Source organism: Ensifer sp. GW821-FHT05G01, from assembly GCF_059419585.1.
Genome location: NZ_JBWKSC010000010.1, coordinates 82,025 through 98,131 on the forward strand (window position 1 = coordinate 82,025; position 16,107 = coordinate 98,131).

A 16,107-nucleotide genomic window follows, 5' to 3' on the forward strand; every position below is an offset into this window, starting at 1 on the left:
ACATGGCGCGAGTGACGGGGCTCGAACCCGCGACCTCCGGCGTGACAGGCCGGCACTCTAACCGACTGAGCTACACCCGCGCATATGACCCAAGGGGCCAGTATTACCACCATCGGCATTTTCTGAAAATGCCTCAAGTCAAACCATGTCAAGAATGGCGCGAGTGACGGGGCTCGAACCCGCGACCTCCGGCGTGACAGGCCGGCACTCTAACCGACTGAGCTACACCCGCATCATCTTGAAGTGGCTGGGGCGTTTCCGCCCCGGCACCGAAGCGGGCTTGCCCGTTCGATGAGCGGCTAACTAAGCGGTTCGCATTTGGGTGTCAAGCGTGTTTGGAGACAAATCCGTGACAGAGCCAAATTTGATCCACAGGCAAGATCAAAGCCGGCTCTTCCCTCCCCTATCATAGGAGGCTCGCTTCCCTTTGCACGGCCGGACGTCCCGCCATGAGGAGAGCCGGTGCGCGGATGTTCATCAAAGTCTCGATGATAAGAACCTATAGGACAGGCTCGATCGGGTTTTCTGGCAAGGAGAGATCCGCGGAGCGATGCTCGTGCATCGGTCAAGGATCTCGACACCGCCAGAAAGCTTGAGAAGCCTGCCGAAGGTAATGCGTGGCTGGCTCTGGCGTCGTTGCGATGTTTGCTCGATGCAGCACCGCGCCGAGGCAGAGACCAGCGATGAGCCGTGCGCCATCCTATGGGTTCCCATCATCGAGACTTGGTATTGGTCCCTGCTCGACGGATTCGAGCGAAAGTCGCCGTGAGACCAATCGTCGTTTTCCACAGTCGCCGTTCACCGTTTTTTTTCCACAACGCGAGAACCCGACAACTCCTGCACTTCTGTCGCGTCGTGCAAAAAAAATCGAAAAAACGACGGAAATGCTCTTGCGGTTTTTTTCGGTTACGCCTAGATCACGGCCACCGACGCGGCGGACACATCCGGTCCGGACGCTGAAGGGCGATTAGCTCAGTTGGTAGAGCGCCTCGTTTACACCGAGGATGTCGGCGGTTCGAGTCCGTCATCGCCCACCATTTTCTCTTCTCATGTAATTGATGACGTAGTTCAGGCCATGCGTCTGCCTCTCGCAGCGCTTTATGCCGCAATGCGCGATGAACGCCCGGCGTCTCGCGGACTCAACGCATCAAAACATCGTGCTGTTGGCGCTGCCAGCAAACTCAAGCGGTGGAAACCACTTTGGCGTTCAGTCGTGTCGCGGAGCGGATTCTCTTGAAAGCGCCCTTGCTCTGGCGGCGCGCTGCGAAAGAACGCCTCAAATCCGATTCGCCATCCCATCTCAAACGCGGCCGATTCGCATAAGAATCGGCTAGACACCGCGATACTGCTCGTCGCTGACATGTTCGAGCCAATCGACCGCCCTGCCGTCGAGTGCTTCCTGAATGGCGAGGTGAGCCATGGCGGTATCCGGCGCGGCACCGTGCCAGTGCTTTTCACCCGGCGAAAACCAAACCACGTCCCCAGTCTTTATCTCGCGCACCGGCCCGCCCCAGACCTGCGCCAGCCCGCGGCCCGAGGTGACCACCAGGGTCTGCCCCAGCGGATGCGTATGCCACGCAGTGCGTGCCCCAGGCTCGAACGTCACGTTCACGGCCCGCACACGAGCCGGCTCCGCCGCCTCGATCACGGGGTCCTGCCTGACCGCTCCGGTAAAATACTCGGCCGGAGGCCGCGTTGAGGGCCGTGAACCGCTGGGTATGATATCCATCTGCCGTTCCTCCAGTTCTTCGTGGCGACCATTCGGCAACAGCATGCCGATTTAAGCAAGCGTCAAAGCCTGTGGATGGTCACTTCCGGGCACGCCGCCCGGGCGATGTCGCAAAGATGCTCGTGATGCGTCAGATAGATCACCTGCCCGAGGCGGGCCATATCCGCCATCAACGCGAAGGCGCGACCGGCACGACCGTCGTCAAACGTCTCCATGATGTCGTCAGCAATGAAGGGCAAGGCTTCGCGCGCTGCGGCCACTTCATGGTAGCCCGCGATCCTGAGTGACAGATAGAGCTGGAAGCGCGTGCCCTTGGAGAGATCGCGTGCCAGCTTGGATCCGCCGGCAGCGGCGTTGGCAATCAGGAACTCCTGGCCCTTGTCGGCCTGTGCCGACAGACCCGTATATTCTCCGCCACTGATACGGCTGAAGGTTTCCGAGGCGCGCCGCATCATGGCGCTGCGGTGGCGCTCGCGAAAGAGCCGGAGCGCCTGTTCGGCAGCGATCAGACCCGCCCTCAGTTTGAGATAGCCGAGCGCCTTTGCCTCGATCTCCAAAAGCAGCGTGCGGCGACGCTGCTCGAGGGCTGCAACTGTGTCATCGCCGGCGATACTTGCAAGCGCGGCTTCCTTCGTTCGCATGTCGGCATGCAACTCGCTGACATCGCGGTCGCTTTCCTCAAGAAGCGCCTCGATGCGAACCAACTCCAGCCTTACCGCCTCGTCATCAAGCGTGGCCAGTAACGCCAACGCATCGTCGATGCTGACAACGCCAAGGCGCGACACCAGGTCGGCCTCCGCTTCGGTGATGCGCTGGCACAGCCTCTCTTGTTCGCGCGAAGCGTCGAGCCGCAAGCCTGCTTCATCCAAAGTCTCGCAGTCGAAAAAATCGAGCACGAGGCGCTTGCGGGCAACGTGGAGCTCCTGCTCCGCAGCGACCTTGCGTTTCTCCTCTTCAAGCCGGACACATTCCGCCAACAGCGCCGCGCGCCGAGCCTCGTGTTTTTCAGCGTCGGCAATGCGCGCCTTCATGGCGGCGAAGGTCGCAAGCGTATCGTCGACGGCCGAAGCGCCGGCAAGGTCTGCGATCGCCGTCTCAAAGGCCACTTGGTCCTTGCGCATGCCGGTGACGCGGTGATCGAGATCCACCTTGCGCTGCACCAGCTTGTCGAGATCCTGCAAGACGGCGAGCATGGGCGCAATTTGATCCGGCAGCGGCCGCTCAGACCGACCAGCAAGCCAGGTGCCCGACAGCAGATCATCCCATTGCGCCTGCCAGGACGACAAGGCGTCTTCGGCCTGCGTCAAGGTCGACAGCCGCTGCTCCAGACCGTCGCCGGCACGTCGAGCGGCCTCGCGCGCCGCCTTGCCGGCAACGAAGGCCGCCTGTGCCTGCGCGATGGCATTTTCGGCAAAGGCCATGAGATCATCAAGCCGCTGCGGCAGACGTTCGGTCAGTCCGATCTCGGCGAGTGATTCCTTGAGTGTTTCACGCGCGTTCTTCGCGTCGGCCTGGGCGCGATCGAACTCCAGCCGGGTTGAGCGCTGCTGCGTGCGAACATCGAGCGCCGCAAGCCGAGCCGCAAGCCAAGCCTCCAGTTGCGGCAGTTGCGTGACGCCAGGTAATCCACAGGCTGCCGCAGCCATCTGCACGGCTTCCAGCAACACGGACGATTCCCCGGCGACTGAAACCTGATTTTCCCGAAGCGAATCGAGCCGCGCCCGGCGCTCGGCGATCGACAAGGCGAGCGAGCGCATATCTGCGACCTTTGCCGCCTCGGCAAGCCGCAATGCCGTTGCATCGTCGTCGCGCCGCAAGGCGTCTTCAAAGATCACGGCGGTCGTTGCATCCAGCCGCGCCTTGTGCTTTTCCCAGGCATGCTGCCGATGCTGGCGAAGCTCGGTGGAAGCCCTGTCGTCAATGGCCCCACCCGAAGCCGTCAGGGCGTCGAGGCGGGCCGCCTCGCCAGCCAGCTGCTCGGTCTCGCCGCCGATGCGATCTGCAAGGCGCAGACGCCTTTCGTCCAGCGCCGCAAGCTCCCGTCGCCAGATCTCGATCGTGCCAGCGGCCGGCACAGGCAGACCGAGCAGATCATCGGCGCTGCCGGAAAACGGATTCAAAGCCTCGAGCTTATCGGCAAGCTCGGCATCCAGGCGCTCGAGCGACTGTCTTGCGGCATGCAGGCGCAGACCGCAATCGTCCTGCCGCAGGCGCCGAAGACGCTCGACAAGCACGGTCGGATCGGCACCCGGGCCGCCTTCGGCCTGTAGCCGCACCAGCTCGCCGGCCGTCTCCCGCTCCGCACGCGTTGCCGCATCCGCCTCCTGTCGGGCCGATGCCGCACGCTCCTGCAGCGCCGAATGTTGCCGGGAGAGTTCCTGCAGGCGGGTGTTTGTGGCCGCCGGCAGCAGCAGCGACGCCGGATCCCGGTCGCCGGGCTCTCCGAGCCGGACAAGGCAGGCGGCAATTTCGGTTTTCGTTCGCGACAGTTCGTCGATCCGTGCCGGCATGTCGCGCGCCGCGGTCACATACCGTGCATCAAGCGCGGTCTCCTGCAGCACGTTCAAACGTTCCGTCAGGACGAGGGCCGCCTCGTCACGCGGCAGATCTTCCAGTTCGTCCTGCCTGCGCCGGGCTTCGTCGTCAAGCTGGCGCAGCCTGGTCGCGATTTCGATGTCGCGTCGGCGCAACGCCGGCAGATCCGCTGCCCACTCGGCCGGCGCTCGCGGCAAGGCCGGCGCCTTTGCCAGATCGGCTCGCAGACCATCAAGTCGCCTGAAGAGCGGCAAGGCATCCATCTGAGCCTTCAGCCGGTCACGTTCCATGCGCAGCTCGACACGGTGCGCCATGGCCGCGTCGTGACGCTCACGGGCCGCCAGAAGCGTCTTGCGCAACGCCGCGTATTCGCGGGCATTGATATCAAGCCGACTGCGCTCGACCTTCAGCGCGTCGAGTTCGGCCTTCAATTCGGAAAGCTGATGCTTGCGTGCCTGAGGTCGGTAAAAGGCATCCGCCTCACCGCGGAGGATAGACAGGATCGCGGCGCTATCGGGTAGGCCGGAACTGGCGGAAAAAAGCAGCGAACCGAGTTCACCCTCACTCTTCAGGATCGATTCCCCGCCCTCCTCGATGCTGTCGTCGTCGAGCGAGAACATCATGCGATAGGTCGCACGGTCGATCGAGCCGAGCGAGGCGGAAAACAGATTGTCCGGCAGCGGCTGATCGTCGGCGCCCACCAGCGTGTTGGTCTTGCGCTTCACTCGGAAGGCCTGGTGCGTGCGACCAGCCGCCTCGACAACCCCGCCGACCCGCATGGTTGGATAGGGGTGCAGAAAGCCGTAAGAGCTGTAATGCTCGATGCCGAAAAGCAGATCGAGGAAGCCTGAAAACAACGTCGACTTGCCGGCCTCGTTCGGTCCGTAGACGATATGCAGGTCCGGCGTGCCCGATGCCGCCGGACCGAAATCAAGACGGCGCTCGGTAAATTTGCCGTAGCGCACCAGGTCGAGTTCGCGCAACCGCATCAGCGAGCCCCCCCGCCGGCGCTGCCGTGAAGATGCGCAAGCACCTCCGCTGCACCGGAGACACCGGCATCGAATGCCAGTCTTTCGACAGCCGCTTCATCCGGCGCCAAGAGCTGGCGCAACTCCGGCGGCAGTTGCTGCAGCAACTCCTCGACGGCGGCGCGCACGTCCTGACGGTAGCCATGGGCTGGCAGGACGTCGGTTGAGACAAGCGCCGCCAATTCATCGACCGGGTCGGCCATCACCGTCCCGGTTCCGGCATCCGGGTTGCGGCACTCGAGCTCGATCTTCTCGACCCAGCAGCCGCCGATACCCGCAGCCACATTGTCGATCTCTGCCTGGAGCAGATCGCCATCGCGGCGCAGGCGCCAGGCAAGCGGTGTCGCACCGGTCAAGGTCAGCCGAAGGATCACGTGATCGGCAGCGTTGGCATTGCGAGCCCGCAGGAAGGCGTTTCGGACCGCATCGAGCATATCGCCCCACTCGGAAATGCCCGCAAGGTCAATGCTCATCCTCTCGAAAGTCGCAAGGCCGATCGCCCGTTCCTCGATCGTCAACCGCCCCTCGTCGCTGACTGTCACCAGCATTACGCCCTTGGCCCCGGCTTCATTGATGTCGCGCCCCTGCGGCATGCCCGGCATGACGACAAAGGGTTCGCTGGCATGCACCTGATGTTGATGAACGTGGCCGAGTGCCCAATAGTCGAAGCCGTGTGCCTGGAGCTCCGCTACGCTGCAGGGCGCGTAAAGATCGTGGCCGGCTGCACCCGCAAGGCTCGTGTGCAGCATGCCGATATTGATCGTGTCGACAGCGGGCATGTGAAAGGACGGCAGCAGGCTTTCCGGCGCGTGCGGGCTCGCAAAGCTCATGCCGTGGATATAGACATCGCGGCCGCTCTCCAGCGTCTTGGCCAGAACAGGCTTGCTGCGGCCCTTGAAGACATGCGTAGACGGCGGCAAGGTCAGTTCATTCGTCACCTGCGATTGGGCATCATGGTTGCCACGGATGATGAAGACACGGATGCCGGCTTCGTCCAGGCGGCGCAGTTCGCCCGCGAGGAACAGCGCGGTGTTCATGGACGTCTGGCTGCCGTCGTAAAGGTCGCCGGCGATCAACAGGGCATCGACCTCTTCGGCAAGGCAGAGATCGACAATCCGCACGAGCGCCTGCCGGGTGGCGCCGCGCACGATTTCGGCAAGATCGGCATTTCGAAGCGCGAGGCTGCGTAGCGGCGAATCGAGATGGAGGTCGGCGGTGTGAACGAAACGGAAGGGCATGGGCGACCATGGCCCGCGACAGCAGCACCCGTCAATGCACCGGCGACCGTCATCCACGCGAACGCGCCCATCCCACACGGTTATTTCAGGCCACCCAAGTAAAGACAGTCCTAATACATGTGGACTGCAGTTTCGGCATGAAACGATCGCTCGAAAGAGCGCGTGCTCCTATGTGCAAATATCAGATTATACTCACTCTAATCGATTAGCGCTTTTGTAATAACTTGTTGGATAGGTTTCGCGCGGCTGCATTTTGCGTGCAGTCAAGCACAGGAATGACTCCCTGCTTCGGCATCCGCTCCGTCATGACGATCAAGAGCCGGAACGACTTATTCATGCACAAGCTTTTACGGACGCCGTTCCTCCGGAGTTATTCATGTCGCGCCTAAAGATATCACACACTCTTATTGCCCTTTTCCTGATGGTTGGCCTCATCGTCACCGTCTTGGCTGTCGCCTCGCTCGGCGGCATCAAGATGATGAACGAGCGCAACAACGAGATCGCCACCACCTGGTTGCCGCGCGTCTCGCTTTCGCGTGCGCTCGAAACCCAGCTTTCGGACACACGCATGTCGTTTGCCCGGCACCTGATCTCCCTGACGCCTTTCGAGAAGAAGGCAGCGGAGAAGGTCATCGGTGAAACCGTGGCCGGGTTCGGCAAGCTATCGGACGAATACGCCGCGCTCATGGTCACCGACGCCGACAAGGCGGCGCTCGACAAGGTAAAAAGTACCTACGAAGCCTATCTCTCCGTCTCCGCCGGCATGGTCAAACTCTCCAACAATCTCGAAAACATGAAGGCGCAAAGCGTGTTCAAGGTCGAGATGCGCGAAACGGAACAACTGGTCGATCAGGCGATCAAGGACATGCGCGCGCTTAACCTTGCCGGCGCAGACGCTGCCGTTGCTGCAAGCTCCGCCACGCACGACCAGATCCGCACGATCGAAATGGGTGTCATCGCGGTTGCGGCCTTCATCGTGCTCGGCGCCATCCTCTACGCAATCCGCGGCATCGCTCGTCCGATCCAGATCATCACCCGCTCGATGGCGGGTCTTGCAAACGGCGACACCTCCACCGCCATTCCCTACGGTGCGCGCAAGGACGAGATCGGCGAGATGGCCCGCGCGGTCGAGGTCTTCCGTGAAGCCGCCATCTCCAATCTGCAGCTCGAGGAAGATGCCAAGGTGCAGCGTGAGCAGGCTGAGGCCGAGCGTCGACGCGTAACGGAGGAGGCGGAAGCCGCCGCGCAGATTCGCCTGCAGGAAGCAACGGCGGGTCTTGCGACCGGTCTTCGCCGCCTGGCGGCGGGCGATCTCGCCTTCCAGCTCAACGAACCTTTTGCGCCGGATTTCGAACAGCTGCGTCACGACCTCAATCAGGCCGTTGCGCAGCTGGCCGATACGCTGGCTGCCGTCTCCTCCAGCTCCGGCAGCATCGACAGCGGCGCACGCGAAGTCAGCCAGAGCGCCGACGACCTGTCGCGCCGTACCGAACAGCAGGCCGCCTCGCTGGAAGAAACAGCTGCCGCCCTCGACCAGATCACGGCCAATGTCGGCAGTTCGTCCAAACGAACCAACGAAGCCCGCGCCATCGCCAGCCAGGCAAACGAAAGCGCCCACAAGTCCGGCGCCATCGTCTCCGGTGCGGTCGACGCCATGGGTCGTATCGAGCATTCGTCGAGCCAGATCTCCAACATCATCGGCGTCATCGACGAGATCGCATTCCAGACCAACCTGTTGGCGCTGAATGCTGGCGTGGAAGCGGCGCGCGCCGGCGATGCCGGCAAGGGCTTTGCCGTCGTTGCCCAGGAAGTGCGCGAACTGGCACAGCGCTCGGCCAATGCCGCCAAGGAGATCAAGGACCTGATCCGCAACTCGGCCGTCGAGGTGCAGAGCGGCGTCAAGCTGGTCCGCGAGACCGGCGAAGCGCTGCGCACGATCGAAGGTTTCATCGTGACGATCAATCAGCACATGGATGCGATCGCTGTTTCGGCGCAGGAACAGTCTGCCGGCCTTTACGAGGTCAACACTGCCGTCAACCAGATGGATCAGGTGACCCAGCAGAACGCCGCCATGGTCGAAGAGGCGAATGCCGCAAGCGCGACGCTGGCACAGGAGGCAGGTCGTCTGCGCGAGCTTATCGCCCGCTTCACGCTCGCCGAGACTTCCGGCTACGGCTACGCACCTTCGGCCGGTTCATCGCGCTGGGCGGCATAGTCCGAACAGGCGAAATTCTTGAGCATGCAAGTGAAACGGTCTCCGGAAACGGAGGCCGTTTCTTCGTTGAGGAGGTCGTTACCGTGAAACGGCAGAGGTTTTAGTCGACAAATGTAGCAATTGTAACTATCAATAATGTTGCTGCCATTTGACATGGCACCTCACAATTTTCCAACGATGATCATGAAGAAGACATTCGAAGTTTCCGACAGGCTGTTTGAGCTTTATCACCGCGTCCACCGGCTCGTGAACGAGTCGATGACAGAGGAAGGCGTTTCGCTGGCGCGCAGCAAATTCCTGTTTTTCCTGAGCAAGCTCGGCCCCTGTCGTTCGACGGATATCGCCTGCGCACTGAACTTCGCGCCGCGCACCGTCACCGAAGCGATCGATGGCCTTGAGCGTGACCGGCTCGTGATGCGCAAGCCGGATCCCGAGGACCGCCGCGCCAAGATCGTCTCGATCACCGACACAGGGCGCGTCATACTGGAAGCGGCTGAACACCCGCGCAAACAGCTGATCGAGGAAATCTTCTCGGCACTCGACGACAAGGAGCTCGATCAGCTCTTCGATATCGTCGGCAAGCTCGTCGACAAGACGGACGAGATCCGCAAGCGCAAGGACGAGGCGGAAGCCGCACAGATTGCGGTCGCCCGCTAAACACTTCTTTCCGCCAATGCTGATAGCCAAAACAGAAAGAGGCCGGGACGTCATGTCCCGGCCTCTTCCGTTTTTCTCCTGGCCCGACGCTTACATCGCGTCGATGGCACCGATGGAGAAGAACAGCGTTTCGCCGGAGGAATCGTCGACACCGTCATTGTCGGTGACGACATAGCCGTTACCGGCGGCATCGACGGTAAAACCTTCGACCTTGTCGACGACGTAGCCATTGAGAGCCTTCAGATCGGGAATGAGGTCACGAACCTCTTCCTTCTTGACGACCGGAAGCTCGCCGCCGAGCGCTGCCGGCTTCAACTCGGCAAGCGCGACACGGTAGAGCTTCTTGAGCTTGGCGGCCTGACCGATCAGGTTGTCGCGTTCGATGATATAGGCGTAGTCGCCGTGCACCGAGATTTCCGAGAGGCCGACCCAGCCGCCGTCTGCCTTCTCGAGCGGATAGCGGACTGCACCCCATTCTTCGCTCGATGGCTTGTAGGAGACGAGCTTGACGAAGCCCTTCTGGTCGTCCTTCCATTCGCGCTGGACGGCCATCCAGAGCACCTGATCGTCGCCTTCGCCGACGACCGTCACACCCTCGAAGCCGAAGCGCGTCTCGCCTGCACGCAGAGCTTCGGGAAGAGCGATCTCCTTCTTGATTTCGCCCTTCTTGTTCACCTTCAGCAGTGCATGGCTATAGAGTTTGTCGGAGTTGCCTTCGGAAGCAAGCCAGAAGCCCCCTTCCCCATCATTGGCGACGCCTTCGATGTCGAGCTTCTGTGCCGGCGCGCCGTCGCGGGTGATGCGGAGCGTCTCGGTGATCAGCGCCGGCTTCTGGGTCGCGTCGATGGTGAAGATGGTCGGCTGCGACGCATAGACGGAATCATTGACGGCACGCAGGAAACCCGGCTTGTCGGCAACGGCGGCCAGACCCGAAAGCGCGCCAAACCCGACAGGTAGACCATCCTTGTCGGCCGAGCGGATCTGCGGATAGGCAGCCTCGCCTTCGCCACGCTCGTAGATCATCACATGCGAGCGAGCGCCGCCGTCCTCGCCAAGGTCGACCTCGTTGGCGGTGGCAAGCAGATTGCGCGACGGGATCGCAACGGCGCCTTCCGGCGAGATACCCGACGGCAACAACTGCAGCAGTTCCGGCTCGGCGCCGGTGTCCTTGTAGACGCCGACGACGGATGCGCGTTCAGCAAGCACGAACAACAGATTGTCGTCGCCGAACTTCGCGGCCTCGAGGCCCTCCGGCTCGACGCCCTTGGCCGACGAGCGCTTCTCCGGGTAATGGCCGATCGACGCAATCGCGTGTTCGAAGCTGGCGCCGGACTCGAACAGCACCTTGCCGGTCGTATCGAAAATCGTGAAGCCGCGCGAACCGCCCTCGTAGTCGCCCTCGTTGGCAACGACGATGCGGGTGTCGTCGAGCCACTTGACGGCATCGGGCTCGCGCTTGCGGCCGGGCTGCTCGTCCTTGAAGGCGACCGCGCCGTCGCGCTTGGTATCGATGTCCTTGAGGTCGACGCTGCCTGCAGAGAAATGCGTCTTCACCGTCGCCGACTTGGCATCGATGATGACGATGTGGTTGTTCTCCTGCAGTGTCAGCGCAATCTCGTCCTTGCCGTTGAAGGAAACGAATTCCGGCTCCGGATCGTCGCCGGCAACGTCGGCAAGGCCCGTCAGGGTCACGTGCTTGATCGTGGCGCAATCGGCAACACCGTCCTTCAGCGACAAGATCACCAGGTCGCCGGCAGGCATCTGCGGGATCTTGCCGTCATTGACCTCCTCGTCACGCTCATTCTCGATGGCGATCGCGGCAAGCGTGCGGTCCTTGTTGACCGCGACGGAGTCCGGCTGACCGCCGAGATCGCAGGTCGCTTCGATCTTCTTGGAGGCGACGTCGACGGTGGCGAGGAAGCCGGAGGGCTTGATGAAGCTTTCGCGCGTGTTGACGGCCACGAGTGCCTTGGCACCAGCGACGGTCACCGATGTCGGCTCGCCATCGAACGAAACGATGCCGGCCGCCTTCGGCGCCTTGGCGTCTGTGATGTCGATGAGGCCGATGCGCTTGCCGGGGCTATCGGAATAAATCAGCGTGTTGCCGTCTTCGGTGGCCGTGATGATTTCCGCAGAAGTCGTTTCCTTGCGGGCGTCACCTTCCAGATTGTCGGCAACGGCGAAGGACGCGATACGATTGAACACCGGTTCGGCAGCAGCCGGAAAAGCAACAGACGCAAGAAGCATGGCGGCGAGCGCCGTTCTGCATGATGAAATGGTCATGAAATCCCCCATGTCGAATATCCAAAACAAGGGGGTTCTGCGGGATGGCGATGACAGGCGCATGACAATCCCGCAGCTTTGTTGTGCAGCGTCGCTTTACGCGCTTGCGCGCTCGCGTTTCATCTCGTGGCGCATGATGAAGAGCGAGGCGCCGAGGATCAATGCGGCTCCCAGCCAGAGATAACCGCTCGGCGCATAACCGAAGACGAGCCAGCCGGCGAGAACGTTGAGTGGCAACTTGAGATCATCGAAGGGCTGCACATAGGCGGCATCGGCAACCGTATACGCCAGCGTCAACAGAAACTGTGCCACGACGGTCAGGAGCCCCGCCAGCGCCAGCAGCGCGAGCATGGTGCCGCTCGGCACGACGAAGCCTGCCGACAGCGCCAGCACGCCGTTGATCGGCGTCAGAAGCACGAGCAGCCACACTGTGATCGTCTCGGGACGCTCGATGCCGGTCAGGCTCTTCGTGATCAGCGACGACGCACCCCAAAGCAGCGCCGAGAGAACCGGCAGCAAGGCTGCCCAGGTGAAACTCTCCGACCAGGGCTGCAGAATGATCGCAGCGCCGGCAAAACCAACTGCCGCAGCGCCCCAACGGGACGCGCCGACGCGTTCGCCAAGGAAGAGCCGTGCACCGAGAATGATGAAGAACGGTGACGTCATCACCAGCGCGATCGCCTGCCAGATCGGGACGGAGGCCAGGCCCGAAACCCAGGCCCCGACCCCCAGGGCTGCGAGGCCTACGCGGACGATGTGACGCCAGGGATAAACGGTGCGCATCGCCGATAGACCGACCCGCAACAGGAAAGGCAGGGAGAAGATGAGCGCGAACGCATATTGCCAGAAGGCGGTCGAGGTGGCGGAAAAGCCGAGTTGCATCGTCATCCATTGCGTGACGACATTCAGCAGAGCAAAGGCAACGCCGGCCAGTATCATCCAGGCGGCCCCGGCCATGGCACGGGAGGTGAAAAATGCTTGAGTAGTCTCGCTCATGTCCTTCATCCGCAAACAGGGACCAACAAAAACCAGGACGCATGAGCGCAGGGTGCGAAGACGGGCAGCCGTGCCCTTCGCATCCACGATCATTCTCTTTCATCCGGACTGTGACCGTCGGCTCCGGAATTGCACCGGATCTGCTATCCTTCCAGCCCACAAAGGCTGGAAGTGCTCGCGGGCTTGAGCCGAAGCCCTTACCGCCGGTGGGGACTTTCACCCCGCCCTGAGAACAGGCTGAGCCGTAGACCAAAGCCTGCGCTGCTGCAAGGCCACCCGAAAATGCAGAAGGGTCCGGCGTGAGCCGAACCCTTCAAGACTTGGACTGCCGGCCTCGTATCCGGCCGTCAAGCAAACTTATCAGCCGTTAACGGCATCCTTCAGGCCCTTGCCGGCCGTGAACTTCGGAACGTTACGTGCCGGGATGTCAACTTCAGCGCCCGTGGACGGGTTGCGGCCCTTGGAGGCTTCGCGACGCGAAACGGAGAAGTTGCCGAAACCGACGAGGCGAATGTCGCCACCGTTCTTCAGTTCAGCCTGGATGGTCTCGAAAACTGCATCAACTGCGGAAGATGCGTCGGTCTTGGAAAGTCCGGCCTTCTCAGCAACGGCAGACACGAGCTCATTTTTGTTCATGTTTCCACCCCTTTCAAAATGGTTCGAAACGACTGTGTTTTTAAGCCGCGGCGGCTTGCGCATCGCCCGCGTCTTGCCATTCCCAATTGCGCCTAATCCCTTGGAATGCAAGGCTTGCGGCATGCTTTTACAACAAAAAAGACCGGCCAGGGGCCGGTCTTCCTTGTTTTTCTGCCAAATGAGCCTGAGACGAGCAAAATTGCGCCCGCCAGCCCTGTCGATCAGTGGGCGATGGAAGCGCCCGCTTCGTCCTGCGAATCAACCGCAGCGACGGTTGCCGGCTCATTTGCCGGGTCCCATTCGATCGGCTCCGGGACGCGGATGAGAGCGTGTTCGAGCACTTCGCCCATCCGCGAGACCGGGATGATCTCCAGCACGTTCTTCACGTTGTCCGGAATCTCGGCCAGATCCTTGGCATTCTCCTCAGGGATCAGCACCTTCTTGATGCCGCCGCGGACGGCAGCCAGCAGCTTTTCCTTCAGACCGCCGATCGGCAGCACGCGGCCGCGAAGGGTGATTTCACCCGTCATCGCCACATCCTTGGAGATCGGAATACCGGTCATCACGGAGACGATCGCCGTTGCCATGGCAACACCGGCCGACGGGCCATCCTTGGGCGTCGCGCCTTCCGGCAAGTGCACGTGGATGTCGCGCTTGTCGAACAGCGGCGGCTCGATGCCGAAGTCGATCGCGCGCGAACGGACGTAAGACGCCGCCGCAGAAATCGATTCCTTCATCACGTCACGCAGGTTGCCTGTAACGGTCATGCGGCCCTTGCCGGGCATCATGACGCCTTCGATCGTCAGCAGTTCGCCGCCGACCTCTGTCCAGGCAAGTCCTGTGACCACGCCAACCTGATCGTCGCGCTCGGCTTCACCGTGCCGGTACCGCGGCACGCCCAGGTAATCCGGGATGTTTTCAGCGGTGACGGCTACGGACTTGGCCTTGCCCTTGATGATCTCGGTCACAGCCTTGCGGGCGAGCTTCATCAGTTCGCGCTCGAAGTTACGAACGCCCGCTTCACGCGTGTAGGTCTGGATGATCGCCATCAGCGCACCGTCGGTGACCGAAAACTCCTTCGGCTGCAGCGCATGATCGCGGATCGCCTTCGGCAGCAGGTGCCGCTTGGCGATCTCCAGCTTTTCCTCTTCGGTGTAGCCGGCAATGCGGATCACTTCCATGCGGTCCATCAGCGGCGCCGGAATGTTCAGCGTGTTCGCCGTGGTGATGAACATCACGTTGGACAGATCGTATTCGACTTCCAGGTAGTGGTCCATGAAGGTCGAGTTCTGTTCCGGATCCAGCACCTCCAAGAGGGCCGACGACGGGTCGCCGCGGAAGTCCTGGCCCATCTTGTCGATCTCGTCGAACAGGAAGAGCGGGTTGGACTTCTTTGCCTTCTTCATCGACTGGACGACCTTGCCGGGCATCGAACCGATGTAGGTGCGGCGGTGACCGCGGATTTCCGCTTCGTCACGAACGCCACCCAGCGCCATGCGCACGTACTCACGGCCGGTCGCCTTGGCGATCGACTTGGCAAGCGAGGTCTTGCCGACGCCCGGAGGGCCAACGAGGCACAGGATCGGGCCCTTGATCTTCGTCGAACGCGCCTGAACGGCCAGGTACTCGACGATGCGTTCCTTGACCTTGTCGAGGCCGAAGTGATCGACGTTGAGCACTTCCTCGGCATGGTTCAGGTCGGTCTTGATCTTGGACTTTTTGCCCCACGGCATGCCCAGCAGCCAATCCAGATAGTTGCGCACGACGGTTGCTTCCGCCGACATCGGGCTCATCTGGCGCAGCTTCTTCAGCTCCGCATCAGCCTTTTCGCGCGCTTCTTTCGAGAGCTTGGTCTTGGCGATGCGCTCTTCGATTTCGGCCATCTCGTCGCGGCCGTCTTCGCCGTCGCCGAGTTCCTTCTGGATCGCCTTCATCTGTTCGTTGAGGTAGTACTCGCGCTGGGTCTTCTCCATCTGGCGCTTGACGCGCGAGCGGATACGCTTTTCCACCTGCAAGACGGAGATCTCACCTTCCATGAAGCCGAGCGCCTTTTCGAGACGCATCTTCACGCTGGTGGTTTCCAGCATTTCCTGTTTCTCGACGATCTTGATCGACAGATGCGAAGCGACCGTGTCGGCAAGCTTCGAATAATCTTCGATCTGGCTCGCGACGCCGACGACCTCAGGAGAGATCTTCTTGTTGAGCTTCACGTAGCTTTCGAATTCGGAGACGACCGAGCGGCTGAGCGCCTCGATCTCAACCGGGTCTTCCTCCGGCTCGTCGAGCGCCTGTGCTGTCGCTTCATAGAATTCTTCACGCGGCGTGTAGTTGTCGATCTTGGCGCGCGTGCGCCCTTCGACCAGCACCTTGACGGTGCCGTCGGGCAGCTTCAGCAGCTGCAGAACATTGGCAATCGTGCCTACCTGGTAGATCGCGGAGGGTTCCGGATCGTCGTCCGTCGCGTTGATCTGGGTGGCAAGCATGATCTGCTTGTCGGTCCCCATGACTTCTTCTAGCGCACGGATGGACTTCTCACGGCCGACGAAAAGCGGCACGATCATGTGCGGGAAGACTACAATGTCGCGAAGCGGCAAGACCGGATAGGTCGCGCTTTCGGTCGCCGGAGACGTTTTGCTCGTCATGTCATTTCCTTTCCGTCCCGATTTCGGGCCCGTTCCCGGGAGCCACAGCGGCACTCCCGGTTGTCATGTTTTCCACATGAAAGTGGAGTGCTAGAGAGTCCTTTTCAAGGCTCGACGCGACATCCACCATCATTGGCCGGGTCCTTCT

General features: G+C 61.6%; 9 protein-coding genes, 3 tRNA genes and 1 riboswitch. Of the genes, 3 read left to right on the forward strand and 9 right to left on the reverse strand.

Features of this window, described 5'->3' with window-relative positions; genetic code table 11:
• Positions 1-3 precede the first annotated feature (3 nt).
• A tRNA-Asp gene (locus AC07UR_RS22790) sits at positions 4-80 on the reverse strand.
• A gap of 75 nt (positions 81-155) precedes the next feature.
• Positions 156-232 (reverse strand) — tRNA-Asp (locus tag AC07UR_RS22795).
• 729 nt (positions 233-961) lie between these two features.
• Between AC07UR_RS22795 and AC07UR_RS22800 the strand changes: the two genes are divergently transcribed.
• Positions 962-1,037 (forward strand) — tRNA-Val (locus AC07UR_RS22800).
• 293 nt (positions 1,038-1,330) lie between these two features.
• On the opposite strand, the gene AC07UR_RS22805 is transcribed toward AC07UR_RS22800, so the two are convergent.
• The 3 genes from AC07UR_RS22805 to AC07UR_RS22815 all read right to left on the reverse strand — a co-directional run bounded on the left by AC07UR_RS22805 (position 1,331) and on the right by AC07UR_RS22815 (position 6,530).
• Positions 1,331-1,729 carry a (R)-mandelonitrile lyase gene (locus AC07UR_RS22805; protein ID WP_209791250.1) on the reverse strand — a complete coding sequence of 133 codons (399 nt, stop codon included), beginning with the start codon at positions 1,727-1,729 and terminating at the stop codon, positions 1,331-1,333.
• Positions 1,730-1,791: 62 nt separating this feature from the next.
• Positions 1,792-5,253 carry an ATP-binding protein gene (locus tag AC07UR_RS22810; protein ID WP_209791249.1) on the reverse strand — a complete coding sequence of 1,154 codons (3,462 nt, stop codon included), beginning with the start codon at positions 5,251-5,253 and terminating at the stop codon, positions 1,792-1,794.
• Complete coding sequence (locus AC07UR_RS22815; protein ID WP_209791248.1) at positions 5,253-6,530, reverse strand: metallophosphoesterase family protein; 1,278 nt, start codon at positions 6,528-6,530, stop codon at positions 5,253-5,255. The genes AC07UR_RS22810 and AC07UR_RS22815 overlap by 1 nt, the downstream gene beginning before the upstream one ends.
• 376 nt (positions 6,531-6,906) lie before the next feature.
• On the opposite strand from AC07UR_RS22815, the gene AC07UR_RS22820 reads away from it, so the two are divergent.
• Together AC07UR_RS22820 and AC07UR_RS22825 are read left to right on the forward strand one after the other, a co-directional pair.
• Positions 6,907-8,745 carry a HAMP domain-containing methyl-accepting chemotaxis protein gene (locus AC07UR_RS22820; protein WP_209791247.1) on the forward strand — a complete coding sequence of 613 codons (1,839 nt, stop codon included), beginning with the start codon at positions 6,907-6,909 and terminating at the stop codon, positions 8,743-8,745.
• Between the two features lie 183 nt (positions 8,746-8,928).
• Positions 8,929-9,402, forward strand: a complete 474-nt coding sequence (locus tag AC07UR_RS22825; RefSeq protein ID WP_173419669.1) for a MarR family winged helix-turn-helix transcriptional regulator — start codon at positions 8,929-8,931, stop codon at positions 9,400-9,402.
• A 90-nt stretch (positions 9,403-9,492) separates the two neighbouring features.
• On the opposite strand, the gene AC07UR_RS22830 is transcribed toward AC07UR_RS22825, so the two are convergent.
• The 4 genes from AC07UR_RS22830 to lon form a co-directional block, all read right to left on the reverse strand.
• On the reverse strand, positions 9,493-11,697 hold the full coding sequence (locus AC07UR_RS22830) for an esterase-like activity of phytase family protein (protein ID WP_209791246.1): 2,205 nt from the start codon (positions 11,695-11,697) through the stop codon (positions 9,493-9,495).
• Positions 11,698-11,781: 84 nt separating this feature from the next.
• On the reverse strand, positions 11,782-12,690 hold the full coding sequence (locus tag AC07UR_RS22835) for a DMT family transporter (protein ID WP_412728393.1): 909 nt from the start codon (positions 12,688-12,690) through the stop codon (positions 11,782-11,784).
• A 78-nt stretch (positions 12,691-12,768) separates the two neighbouring features.
• A riboswitch (FMN riboswitch) is annotated at positions 12,769-12,919 on the reverse strand.
• Positions 12,920-13,041: 122 nt separating this feature from the next.
• Positions 13,042-13,317 (reverse strand): DNA-binding protein HupB, encoded by a 276-nt coding sequence (gene hupB, locus AC07UR_RS22840; RefSeq protein ID WP_034803616.1) that lies wholly within the window; start codon positions 13,315-13,317, stop codon positions 13,042-13,044.
• Between the two features lie 221 nt (positions 13,318-13,538).
• Positions 13,539-15,959, reverse strand: coding sequence for an endopeptidase La (gene lon / locus AC07UR_RS22845; protein ID WP_173419666.1), 2,421 nt, complete (start codon positions 15,957-15,959; stop codon positions 13,539-13,541).
• Between the last annotated feature and the right edge of the window lie 148 nt (positions 15,960-16,107).

Excerpts from the sequence above, each read along its gene's own strand:
- AC07UR_RS22815 (WP_209791248.1), bottom strand. The coding sequence starts at position 6,530 with ATGCCCTTCCGTTTCGTTCACACCGCCGACCTCCATCTCGATTCGCCG.
- AC07UR_RS22835 (WP_412728393.1), bottom strand. The coding sequence starts at position 12,690 with ATGAAGGACATGAGCGAGACTACTCAAGCATTTTTCACCTCCCGTGCC.
- AC07UR_RS22825 (WP_173419669.1), top strand. The coding sequence starts at position 8,929 with ATGAAGAAGACATTCGAAGTTTCCGACAGGCTGTTTGAGCTTTATCAC.
- AC07UR_RS22805 (WP_209791250.1), bottom strand. The coding sequence starts at position 1,729 with ATGGATATCATACCCAGCGGTTCACGGCCCTCAACGCGGCCTCCGGCC.
- hupB (WP_034803616.1), bottom strand. The coding sequence starts at position 13,317 with ATGAACAAAAATGAGCTCGTGTCTGCCGTTGCTGAGAAGGCCGGACTT.
- AC07UR_RS22830 (WP_209791246.1), bottom strand. The coding sequence starts at position 11,697 with ATGGGGGATTTCATGACCATTTCATCATGCAGAACGGCGCTCGCCGCC.
- AC07UR_RS22820 (WP_209791247.1), top strand. The coding sequence starts at position 6,907 with ATGTCGCGCCTAAAGATATCACACACTCTTATTGCCCTTTTCCTGATG.
- lon (WP_173419666.1), bottom strand. The coding sequence starts at position 15,959 with ATGACGAGCAAAACGTCTCCGGCGACCGAAAGCGCGACCTATCCGGTC.
- AC07UR_RS22810 (WP_209791249.1), bottom strand. The coding sequence starts at position 5,253 with ATGCGGTTGCGCGAACTCGACCTGGTGCGCTACGGCAAATTTACCGAG.